Source organism: Microvirga sp. M2, assembly GCF_047497095.1.
Lineage (GTDB): Bacteria > Pseudomonadota > Alphaproteobacteria > Rhizobiales > Beijerinckiaceae > Microvirga.
This window is the reverse complement of the sequence record NZ_CP134063.1, coordinates 866,539-877,500: the sequence shown is the minus strand read 5'-3', so window position 1 is coordinate 877,500 and position 10,962 is coordinate 866,539. Positions and strand designations below refer to the sequence as shown.

Sequence of the window (10,962 nt, the reverse complement as noted above, 5' to 3'; positions counted from 1 at the left end):
ATCTGAGTGACGGTTCGTCCGAGCTCCTCCGCAATGCGTTTATCCGTCATTGGCGGATCGGCTGACACCAACGCCCGAAGACGTGCGACGCTGACCTCATCCCATGGTTGATGGGTTTGGACGAGTGTTCCGATCAGGCGGGCTCTGGCATAGGTTGCAGGCACCGGCCTGCCGAGCTTCGCCGCAGTGACCGGCACCGGAACTTTCGCAGCTCTGTCTCGGCGCAGAATTTCGAGTTCTTCTTCCGTCCATACCCTGTTCACTTCAGGGCTCTCCTTCTTTGAGTGAGGCTGGGATCCCGGCGGTCCTGCATCACGGTCGAATGGAGATGCGAAATGAAAGGAAGCCGCCGGATTCAGCCGGCGACAATGATGTCTAGTCCGACTGTGAGGGGTGAGGCACCACGCGGATGGTGCCGGTTGGTGTGAGGCCCATCGGTTGCGGCGAAGGTGCGGGTCCGGGACCGGATCGCTGCTCCTGCCCATGGTTCGGCAGACAACGGCTCCCGACGATGCCGATGCTTCGCCAGGCTGGCCGGTGTGGTCTGATGGGCTTGAGGTGCAGATGCATGAGGATTGTTCGATTTGGAACGCGCCAGATCTGTAGTCGGCTTTCCGCGGAAACTCAACCAGACTTCAGACGTTCAAGGCAGGCGGCCTGCGTCGATCCCCTGCGTGCAATCGCCTCGATGAGAGCAACCCGACGAGTGTTCAACGAATGCAGTCACTGGAAGACTTGCACTGGAAGATTTGCACGGAGGACTTGAAGACCGGTGCTTCACATGTCATGCGAAGTCGTCCGTTCAGACGTCGGCGACACGAAAAACCTTGAGCGAACATCATGCTTTGGTCATTCACGTGAAACCGACCGATCAGATTCAGAGACTTCATATGGGTCGGTATCCGTCACAATGAGTGAAATGCACTTCCTCCGATGAAAACAGAAACCTCAGAAACGCCCTTTCGGGTCGGACGGTCACTGACCGGTTTGGGCCTGTTTGCGACCCGTGATATCCAGAAAGGCACATTCATCATCGAGTATGTGGGACCGCGCCTCTCGAACGAGGAGGTCAGCCGCCGGAGGAACACGCGCTACCTCTTCGAGGTCAGTAGCCGCTCGACAATCGACGGGTCTCCGCGCTGGAACATCGCTCGTTACATCAATCACTCGTGTCGTCCGAATGCCGAGGCGGTCGTGTCCCGGGGCCGGATCCGCATCAAAGCCATCAAGCGCATCAAGCCGGGTGATGAAATTACCTATAATTACGGCAAGAGCTACTTCGAAACATTCATAAAGCCGATCGGCTGCAAGTGTGGGGCCTGCATGGCGCGCGCAAAGACCTAGCGCATCGTGCGGACCCGGCGGGCCGCGCGAGCGAAAAGTGGGAACCGGTTTTGCGTGAAAAGATGCTCGAGACCAGAGACTGAGAGCATCGGATGGGGGTTCGATCTCGACCCGATGGCGTCGTGCCAATTGACCACATCAGTGGAGGGCAATGCCAAGTGCGATAGTGGCAAGGACACTTCCCTCGGGGCAGACGATGTTCAGGCTCCAGCCTTTCCAGTCTTGAGGGCCATACTCGGCCTCCTGCCGCAAATCATTGATAACGTCCAAAGCACAAGCTCGGGCGCTCTCAAGGTTGCTCACCTCGATACCCGTATCATCCGGGATCGTTTCCGCACCATTCACAAGGTGGAAGAAACAACGCATCGACAAATCCTTGAAGCCTGTACAATATGATTGCTGCCTCTAGCAGCATTCCTCGACAACAGGAATGGACCACTAGAGCATCGGACGCGGGAAGTGGGTTTGCCCTTTTGGGATTGCATCCGATGCGCCCGTCTCGGAAAGAGCGCATCGTTCTGGCGACAAACCGGGGCCACTTTGTCGCACGATGCGCTAATCCAAATCTCCGGGCGCAGCGGACACGTCATGAGCGCTCACAGGCTGAAGGTTCTCGAGAGATACCCAGCCGATCACCGATTGGGGAACGGGAACAAGGTAGGCTCGATGAGCCTCGATCCGCTCTATCCTGCAGGCAATTGCTCTCTGATCGCCCGGCGGCCGGTAGACGACGATCGTTCCAACCTGAAGGTCCTGCTTGCGCGCCCTATCAACGGGCATCTCTCTCGATGAGGCAGGCTCCGTCGACGTCACACCGGCATTCGCTGCGGCCCTGAACCGGTCGAGAGCAGCGATGGCGACACGGGCTCTATCCAGGTAGCGCTCGCTGACGGCTCTCAGCAGCGGCCCGGTGGTGCGCCCGGGATACCATGTGGAGCCTCCCACCTTCGCAAGTTCCTGCGCGACCGCCTCAACTTCATCGTCCGTCATCTGTCGTGCCCCTATCTTCCCAACGGGAAGGATAGCATGCTCAGCCATTGAGAAGATATTAACAGAACTCGACACCTGTAAAGAAGCAAGAGCAAAGAAGAGTATCATAATTTGCGTTTTTGACTGCGCCGCCGCGACAACTACATGCTCTTCCTTACCTCACTTTCTGAAGCAGGCGGCTCCCTCATATCCTGTCTTCTTCAATGAGAATGCGGACGGTTTGCACGGGAGCCATCGGCGACGGGAAGCCCATCCCCCGCAGGGCAATTCTTCAGACATTGTTAACCGCGAAAACCGGAAATGAGGCCCGCCGGATCTAATCGGGGATCCTGCTCTGGACTCAGGGAGTTCCCACGATAAGCCGTCCACTTCGCACGATTTCGCGCAGGCACGATCCTTATGCTCCGAACGATTATTCTCATTTCGCTCATTGCCGCATTCGCCCATATCTATCGGGCTGTTATTTTCAGCCGCGCCCCGCTTCTCAGCAAACTGAAACGCATCCCGCTCCAGACGTTCGTCTTCGCCATTCTGGCGCTCTCGGTCGTCAATGGGTTCCGTGGCGCCCCGGAGACTTCGGAGCCTCACTTGTCCGACGACAAGCAAGGTCATGACGTCGAAACGGCCTCGGCAATTGCGCAGCCGGTCGCGCCCGAGCCTCTTCGCCCGGAGGATGCCGCTGCGGCCTGCGTTGAATATGCCCTGAACGAAGCGCACGCGACAGAAGACCTCGTGGCCCAAACCTGGTTGTCCTCGGTAGCAGGCTTCCTGGAAACGGCTCCGGGAGAGATCACCGTCCAGTTTTCCGTAGGACCGAGAGTCGGCTCCCCGAACGGCCCTCAATGCCGCTCGGAGGCGCGCCTGACCTGTGCCATCCATGGCCGGGACGTCAAACCCATTACGCCCGTTCACATGACGGGAGCCCAGATCGCCTGCTGATCCAAGAAATGACCGATGGGCTCCAGCATCGGACGTGACATCGAACGCACATCCGATGCGGTAAGCCTATGTTCCCGGGCATCGCGGCTCCTGCGTTTGCCTCCGTCACGGCACCGGGCGCAGGATCGCGATCAGGATGAGGACGATCCCGGCCAGGGATACAAGCCACACCAGCGTTCTGAGGTAAGGGATCCCGAAAGCATAGAGAGGCAGGTAGACGACACGGGCCCAGAAATAGAGCACCGCTCCCCACCAGGTCAGCGCGCCGTTCCGACCGGCGATATGGGCGATAATGATGCCGGCGGCAAAGACGGGCAACGTCTCGAAAAGGTTCCTTTGGGCGCGCTGGAGGCGCCCTGTGCTCTTGCCGACGGGCGGTCCTTCAGCGTCGCGCGCACCCGCATTGTAGGTCACTCCCGTCTCGCCCGTGCGCAACATGGCGGGAAGAAGAATTTGAACGAGTGCGAGGACGAGCGTCCAGGCAAGGCATGCAAACTCGGTGGTCATGGCTACCGCCGGCTGGCTGACGCAGAAGACACATTATGGGGCGCCGCACGAGTTGGACAATCACGGCCCCTATCTGGATCCCGGTCACAAGGGGGGAGCGTTGTTGGGGCAGAAGAGCCCCTCCCTTTTACTGACGCAGCCCTTCGGATCCGCCCAAGCGATGCGCTCATCTCGGAGGGAGCATCGGATGCAATCCCAATAGCGGATTCCACTTCCCGCGCCCGACGCTCTAGCCTTCGGACTTACCCGAGACCCTTCGGAGGGCGGCGTTGATGCGGTCTTGCCAGCCGGGACCATCCTGCTGAAAAAATTCGAGCACATCCTGATCGATGCGCAGTGTAACCGTCTCTTTGACGCCCGGTATCGCGGGAGCTCTGGCCGGCCCTTCGACAGGCTTTGTCGTCACTTTCTTAAAAGCCGCCTCAGCAGCCTTAAAGGGATCCGCCGGCCGGCGTCCTCCTGGTGGTCTCGGCATATTACGCTCCCATCAAGTCATGTTTTATCCGCAAGCGTACCACAAAGGCTGGCTCAGGTCAGATCCGATATTGGGCTTCGCATCCCATGCGCCACACCAAGTGCAGTCAGCCGTCAGATCGTATTCCAAGACATCGGGCCGCAAGACATCGGCCCGCAAGACATCGGCCCGCAAGACATCGGGCCGCCAATCATTCCCTCGCCTCCGACCCCACCTCCATGGGCAGCAGGCCCACGAGAGGGTCGGCGGTCTTAACGTTCTTTGTCACCACATATGTGAAATATCGTTCGATCCCCAGATCGAGAGTCAGCAGCCTGTCGATCAATCTCTGATAGGAATCGATATCCTCGGAGACGATCTTGAGGATGTAGTCCACCCCCCCGCCGGTTGCGTCACAAGAGACGATCGCGGGTTCCTTCAAGACAGCCGCCTCGAAGCGCTGGAAATCGGATTGCTGGTGGCTCTTGAGCATGATTTCGACGAGAACCGTCGTACGGCGCACCAGCTTGTCGGCATTGATGCGGGCCGTGTAGCCGGTGATCACCCCGCTTCTTTCAAGACGGCTGAGACGCTCCCAGCATGCCGTGGGCGACAGGTTGACGGCCTCGGCAAGCCGCAACTTGGTCATCCGGCCGTCGCTCTGGAGAGCCGCAAGGATCTTCAAGTCGATTTTGTCGAGTTTCATGACTATTCCAGAGTTTCAATCCAATGTAATGATTACCCCATTGCAATCGCTTGAGACAATCCTATGCGTGAGCTGCCTCACACCCAAGCTGGCCGGGACGCTTCCGTCGATTCCGAGGAGGGGCTCGTGGTGGATTGGCGGCCGGGGCTGACCAAGCGGAAAGGGGTGACGAAGCACAGGCTGCTGACGGAGCGGATCATCGCGGATATCGACGCGGAGGTCCTGCCGGCCCATGCGCGCATGCCGACCCACCGGGACCTTGCGCGGCAGCTCGGGGTGTCCGTGCAGACGGTGAGCCTCAGCTACAAGGAGGCCGAGCGGCGCGGCTATCTGCGGGGCGAGGTCGGCCGGGGCACCTTCGTCCGCAGCCGGGTCACCGAGAAGGCCGACCGCTTCATGCTCGACCGCGACCCGGGCGAGACCGTGGACCTCTCGATCATCAGGGCCGTCTATACCGAGGCCCACGAGGACGCGTCCCGGGCGGTGCTGCGGCGTCTCGCCCAGGGCGACGCCAGCGCCTTCATGCGCCCCTGCCGCCCCATCGCCGGACTGGAGCGCCACCGCGCCGCCGCGCGGGAATGGCTCAAGGCCCTCGGCGTCGAGGCCTCGACGGACCGCATCCTGATCACCAACGGTGCGGCCCACGGCCTGTTCCTGGCGGTCGCCGCCATCGTCCGCCCGGGCGAGATCGTGCTGACCGAGAGCCTGACCGATCACGGCATCATCGGCCTTTCCAACGTTCTGGGCTTCACCCTGCGGGGCCTGCCCACCGACCGGGAGGGCATTCTGGTGGAGGCCTTCGAGGAGGCCTGCGCGGCCGGGGGCGTCACGGCGCTGGTGCTCATCCCGACGCTCGGCAATCCGACGAGCCACGTCATGGGGGCGGAGCGGCGCAGGGCCATCGCCGAGGTGGCGCGCCGCTACGGCGTCTACGTGGTTGAGGACGAGGTCTACAAGCCCCTCGTGGAAACGCCCCTCCCGTCCTTCGCGGACCTGCTTCCCGAGCTCGGTTTCTTCGTGACGAGCTTCACGAAATCGGTGCTGACGGGCCTGCGCGTCGGTTATCTGGTGGTGCCGCCGCAATACACGATCCGGGCCGCGAGCATCATGCGCGTGACGTCCTGGAGCGCCACCAACCTGCCCGCCGAGCTCGCGACCCTGTGGGTCGAGGACGGCACGGCCGAGAGGCTCGTCGCCCTGCAGCGCAAGGAAGCCCGGGCGCGGCAGGCGATGGTGGCCGAGATCCTCAAGGACCACGTCGCCCAGACCCATCCCCTGTCGCTCTGCGCCTGGCTCAAGATGCCGCCCCGGTGGACCGAGGACGGCCTCGTGCGGATGCTGGCCCAGAAGAACATCGCCGTGACCCCCTCCGACCCCTTCAAGTCGGGCCCCGACAGTCCCGGCGGCATCCGCATCTGCCTGGGCGGGCACCTCTCCCACGCGACCCTCGGCCGCTCGCTCCAGACGATCGCCGAGACGTTCGAGCAGCTGCCGCCCGTCTTCGACGCGGGCACCATCGCCTATTTCGACGCGGGCACCATCGCGTAGCCGCGCATGCGCGCGCAATGGCGTCGCATTTCTCCGCATAATTGTTTCATGACAATATAAACATTGACATGAAACCTGGTGCGACACACCATCGCTTTGTCCTGACACGAGGTGATGGATGTACGCAGTCCACACAGGAATGCTCACCCCTGGAGCAGTTCAATCCGAGGCCCGAAGCGGAAGCGCCGGTCTCGTGTCCTTCGTTCCATCCCGAGGTATCCTCGCAGCAGGGTCCCGGCCATGATGGCGGTGGGGATCGACAGGATCGCCGAGGCGCGGGACCGCATCGCCGGCCGCGTCGGGCCCACCCCGCTGGTCTCGTCCTTGAGCCTCTCCGCCCATTGCGGCGTCCCGGTCCACCTCAAGCTCGAAAGCCGTCAACTCACCGGCAGCTTCAAGCTGCGCGGCGCGACGAACGCGGTACTCTCCTTGAGCGACGAGGCGCGCCGTCGCGGTCTCGTGACGGCCTCGACCGGCAATCACGGCCGCGCGCTCGCCCACGCGGCGCAGGCCGAAGGTGTGCGGGCCGTGATCTGCATGTCGTCCCTCGTGCCCGCCAACAAGGTCGAGGCGGTGCGCGCGCTGGGGGCCGAGGTGCGTATCGTCGGCCGCTCGCAGGACGACGCGCAGGACGAGGTCGAGCGCCTCGTGCGCCAGGAGGGCCTGACGGCCATCCCGCCTTTCGACCATGCGGACGTGATCGCGGGCCAGGGCACGATCGGCCTGGAGATCGCCGAGGCGCGCCCCGACACGGAGCTCGTCCTCGTGCCCCTGTCCGGGGGCGGATTGGCGTCGGGCGTCGCGGCCGCCGTCAAGAGCAGGCTGCCGCAGGCGCGGGTGATCGGCGTCTCGATGGCGCGCGGAGCCGCCATGCATGCGAGCTTGAATGCGGGAAAGCCCGTCCTGGTCGAGGAAGTGGAAACCCTCGCCGATTCGCTCGGCGGCGGCATCGGCCTCGGCAACCGCCATACCTTCGCCATGTGCCGCGACCTTCTCGACGACGTCGTGCTGCTGTCGGAGGAGGAGATCGCCGAGGGCATCCGCCACGCCTTCACCGCGGAAGGCGAAACGGTGGAGGGAGCGGGTGCGGTCGGCATCGCGGCGCTCCTGGCGAACAAGATCGCCGCGAGAGGCCCGACCGTCGCCCTCGTGTCGGGACGCAACATCGACGAGGCGCTGCACGCGGCCATCGTGAACGCAACCACGAAGACCGCCGGCGCGGCTGAAGGACGAACCCTGTGACTGACATGCTCGTGCTCACGGAACCGGATCTGCGCCGCATCGTGCGGCTCGACGCGAGCGCGGTCGAATGCGTCGAGGACGCTTTCGCGGCGCTCGCCACGAAGCCCGTCGTGATGCCGCCGATCCTGCGGCTCGACCTCGTGGAAGAGCGCGGCGAGGTCGACGTCAAGACCGCCTATGTTCCCGGCCTCGAGGGCTTCGCCATCAAGGTGAGCCCCGGCTTCTTCGACAACCCGAAGCTCGGCCTGCCGAGCCTCAACGGGCTGATGATCCTGTTCAGCACCAAGACCGGCCTCGTGAAGGCCCTGCTGCTCGACAACGGCTATCTCACCGATGTGCGCACGGCCGCTGCCGGGGCGGTGGCGGCCAAGCACCTGTCGCGGAAGGATTCGCAGAATGCCGCGATCTTCGGCGCCGGGATCCAGGCCCGCCTGCAGCTCGAGGCCCTCACTCTCGTCCGTCCGATCCGGCAGGCGCGCATCTGGGCGCGTGACTTCGCCGGGGCGGAAGCCGCGGCCCGCGACCTTTCCGCGGCCCTCGGCATCGCGGTCGAAGCGGCCCGGACCCCGCAGGCCGCCTGCGCGGACGCGGACATCATCGTCACGACGACCCCGGCCGAACAGCCGATCCTGAAAGCGGAGTGGCTTCGCCCCGGCCAGCATGTCACGGCCATGGGGTCCGATTCCGAGCACAAGAACGAGATCGACCCGGCGATCCTGACCCGCGTCCGCTACATCGCCGACAGCCTGGCGCAGACGCGCCGCCTCGGCGAGTTGCATCATGCGATCCGGGCCGGCCTGATCGAAGCGGACAGGTCCTTCCCTGAACTGGGGCAGATCATCGCCGGGCAGGCGCCGGGCCGAACCGGTCCGGAAGAGATCACCCTCTGCGACCTCACCGGAACGGGCGTCCAGGACACCGCCATCGCCACCCTCGCCCATGCCCGCGCGCAAGCTGCCGGAGCGGGCCGATCCATCGATACGAAAACACCAACGGGAGACCTTCTGTGAGCGCGCCCCACCTCAATTTCAGCCGAGCGGAATATGCCGAGCGCCTCGCCAAGACGCGCAAGGCGATGGAAAAGGCCGGGATCGATCTCCTGATCGTCACCGACCCGTCCAACATGCACTGGCTGACGGGCTACGACGGCTGGTCGTTCTACGTGCATCAATGCGTGCTGGTGCCCCCGCAGGGCGAGCCGGTCTGGTTCGGCCGCGGCCAGGACGCCAACGGCGCGAAGCGCACCGCCTATCTCGCCCACGACAACATCATCGGCTACCCGGATCACTACGTGCAGTCGACGGAACGCCACCCGATGGACTACCTGTCCGGGATCATCGAGGCGCGCGGCTGGGGCAAGGGCGTCATCGCGGTCGAGATGGACAATTACTATTTCTCCGCGGCCGCTTTCCTGTCGCTGACGAAGCATCTCCCGAACGCCACGTTCAAGGATGCCCTGTCGCTGGTGAACTGGCAGCGCGCGGTCAAGAGCGCGACCGAGATCGACTACATGAGGAAGGCGGGTCGCATCGTCGAGGCGATGCACCGGCGCATCCTGGAGAAGGCCGAGCCGGGCCTGCGCAAATGCGATCTCGTGGCCGAGATCTACGATGCGGGCATTCGCGGCGTCGACGGCTTCGGCGGCGACTACCCGGCCATCGTTCCGCTCCTGCCGTCGGGCGAGGAGGCCTCCGCCCCGCATCTGACCTGGGACGACCGCCCGATGCGGAAGGGCGAGGGCACGTTCTTCGAGATCGCGGGCTGCTACAAGCGCTATCACTGCCCGCTCTCGCGCACCGTCTTCCTGGGCCAGCCGACCCAGGCCTTCCTCGATGCCGAGAAGGCCGTGCTGGAAGGCATGGAGGAAGGCCTCGCGGCCGCCAGGCCCGGCAATGTCTGCGAGGACATCGCCAATGCGTTCTTCGCGGTCCTCAAGCGCTACGGCATCGTGAAGGACAACCGCACGGGCTATCCCATCGGCCTGAGCTATCCGCCGGATTGGGGCGAGCGCACCATGAGCCTGCGCCCCGGCGACAGGACCGAACTCAAGCCCGGCATGACGTTCCATTTCATGACGGGACTGTGGCTCGAAGACATGGGCCTGGAAATCACCGAGAGCATTCTCATCACCGAAACCGGCGTCGAGTGCCTCTCCAACGTGCCGCGCCAGCTCTTCGTCAAGCCATGAACGCATACACCCCGATCCAGCGCCCCTCCCCCGTCAGCGCCGGGGTCGATTTCGACGCCGACGGCGTGCAGCACGGTTTCCTGCGCCTGCCCTACAGCCGGGACGATTCGGCCTGGGGCTCCGTGATGATCCCGGTCACGGTGGTCAAGCGCGGGGACGGCCCGACCGCGCTTCTCACCGGCGGCAATCACGGCGACGAATACGAGGGGCCGGTGGCCCTGTTCGATCTCGCCCGCACCCTCAGCGCGGATGCCGTGCAAGGCCGCGTCATCATCGTGCCGGCCATGAACTACCCGGCCTTCCGGGCGGGCACCCGCACCTCGCCGATCGACCGCGGCAATCTCAACCGGAGCTTTCCCGGACGCCCTGACGGCACGGTGACGGAGAAGATCGCCGATTACTTCCAGCGCACTCTCCTGCCGCTCGCCGACATCGTCCTCGACTTCCATTCGGGCGGACGCACCCTCGACTTCCTGCCCTATGCGGCCGCGCACGAATTGCCCGACAAGGAGCAGGAAAAGCGCTGCTTCGATGCGGTCGCCGCCTTCGCGGCGCCCTACTCGATGCGGATGATCGAGATCGACGCGGTGGGCATGTACGACACCGCCGCGGAGGAGATGGGCAAGGTGTTCGTCACCACGGAACTGTCCGGCGGCGGCACTTCCTCGGCGAAGACGGTCGGCATCGCCAGGCGCGGCGTCATGAACGTTCTCAAGCACGCCGGGATCGTCGAGGGCCGGCCCGAGACCGCTCCGACGCGCTGGCTCGACATGCCTTCCGCCGAGTGCTTCCGTTTCGCCGAGGATGACGGCCTCGTCGAGCCCTGCATCGACCTGGGCGATCCGGTCCGCAAGGGCGACGTGATCGCCAGGATCCACCCCGTCGGACGCACGGGACAGGCTCCGGCCGAATACCGGGCGGCCCTCGACGGCGTTCTCGCCGCCCGGCACTTCCCCGGCCTCGTCAAGACCGGCGATTGCCTCGCCGTCGTCGCAACCGTGGAGGAGGGCCCTTAAACCCAACCGCCAGCCATCCCGCTGCAAG

At 64.0% G+C, this 10,962-nt stretch carries 12 protein-coding genes; 7 read left to right on the top strand and 5 right to left on the bottom strand.

What is annotated here, in order from left to right:
- Positions 1–933: 933 nt before the first annotated feature.
- The gene (locus RE429_RS04150; protein WP_414473113.1) at positions 934–1,344 is read left to right on the top strand and encodes an SET domain-containing protein; all 411 of its coding nucleotides are present in this window, start codon (positions 934–936) and stop codon (positions 1,342–1,344) included.
- A 138-nt stretch (positions 1,345–1,482) separates the two neighbouring features.
- On the opposite strand, the gene RE429_RS04145 is transcribed toward RE429_RS04150, so the two are convergent.
- Together RE429_RS04145 and RE429_RS04140 are read right to left on the bottom strand one after the other, a co-directional pair.
- Complete coding sequence (locus RE429_RS04145; protein ID WP_414473112.1) at positions 1,483–1,710, bottom strand: DUF6894 family protein; 228 nt, start codon at positions 1,708–1,710, stop codon at positions 1,483–1,485.
- Between the two features lie 189 nt (positions 1,711–1,899).
- Positions 1,900–2,334 carry a hypothetical protein gene (locus RE429_RS04140; RefSeq protein WP_414473111.1) on the bottom strand — a complete coding sequence of 145 codons (435 nt, stop codon included), beginning with the start codon at positions 2,332–2,334 and terminating at the stop codon, positions 1,900–1,902.
- A 399-nt stretch (positions 2,335–2,733) separates the two neighbouring features.
- Between RE429_RS04140 and RE429_RS04135 the strand changes: the two genes are divergently transcribed.
- Positions 2,734–3,273 (top strand): hypothetical protein, encoded by a 540-nt coding sequence (locus tag RE429_RS04135; protein ID WP_414473110.1) that lies wholly within the window; start codon positions 2,734–2,736, stop codon positions 3,271–3,273.
- Positions 3,274–3,378: 105 nt separating this feature from the next.
- Here the strand turns inward: RE429_RS04135 and RE429_RS04130 are convergent, their stop codons facing one another.
- The 3 genes from RE429_RS04130 to RE429_RS04120 form a co-directional block, all read right to left on the bottom strand.
- On the bottom strand, positions 3,379–3,780 hold the full coding sequence (locus RE429_RS04130) for an MAPEG family protein (RefSeq protein WP_414473109.1): 402 nt from the start codon (positions 3,778–3,780) through the stop codon (positions 3,379–3,381).
- A gap of 229 nt (positions 3,781–4,009) precedes the next feature.
- Positions 4,010–4,255, bottom strand: coding sequence for a BrnA antitoxin family protein (locus tag RE429_RS04125; RefSeq protein WP_414473108.1), 246 nt, complete (start codon positions 4,253–4,255; stop codon positions 4,010–4,012).
- Between the two features lie 190 nt (positions 4,256–4,445).
- On the bottom strand, positions 4,446–4,940 hold the full coding sequence (locus RE429_RS04120; protein WP_414473107.1) for an Lrp/AsnC family transcriptional regulator: 495 nt from the start codon (positions 4,938–4,940) through the stop codon (positions 4,446–4,448).
- Between the two features lie 129 nt (positions 4,941–5,069).
- On the opposite strand from RE429_RS04120, the gene RE429_RS04115 reads away from it, so the two are divergent.
- From RE429_RS04115 to doeB, 5 genes are all read left to right on the top strand, one after another.
- Positions 5,070–6,488 carry a PLP-dependent aminotransferase family protein gene (locus RE429_RS04115; protein ID WP_414474114.1) on the top strand — a complete coding sequence of 473 codons (1,419 nt, stop codon included), beginning with the start codon at positions 5,070–5,072 and terminating at the stop codon, positions 6,486–6,488.
- 240 nt (positions 6,489–6,728) lie between these two features.
- On the top strand, positions 6,729–7,730 hold the full coding sequence (gene eutB, locus RE429_RS04110; RefSeq protein ID WP_414473106.1) for a hydroxyectoine utilization dehydratase EutB: 1,002 nt from the start codon (positions 6,729–6,731) through the stop codon (positions 7,728–7,730).
- Positions 7,727–8,740, top strand: a complete 1,014-nt coding sequence (gene eutC / locus RE429_RS04105; RefSeq protein WP_414473105.1) for an ectoine utilization protein EutC — start codon at positions 7,727–7,729, stop codon at positions 8,738–8,740. Before eutB ends, eutC begins: the two co-directional genes overlap by 4 nt.
- On the top strand, positions 8,737–9,918 hold the full coding sequence (doeA, locus tag RE429_RS04100) for an ectoine hydrolase DoeA (RefSeq protein ID WP_414473104.1): 1,182 nt from the start codon (positions 8,737–8,739) through the stop codon (positions 9,916–9,918). The genes eutC and doeA overlap by 4 nt, the downstream gene beginning before the upstream one ends.
- The gene (doeB, locus tag RE429_RS04095; RefSeq protein ID WP_414473103.1) at positions 9,915–10,934 is read left to right on the top strand and encodes a N(2)-acetyl-L-2,4-diaminobutanoate deacetylase DoeB; all 1,020 of its coding nucleotides are present in this window, start codon (positions 9,915–9,917) and stop codon (positions 10,932–10,934) included. The genes doeA and doeB overlap by 4 nt, the downstream gene beginning before the upstream one ends.
- The last annotated feature ends 28 nt before the right edge of the window (positions 10,935–10,962 follow it).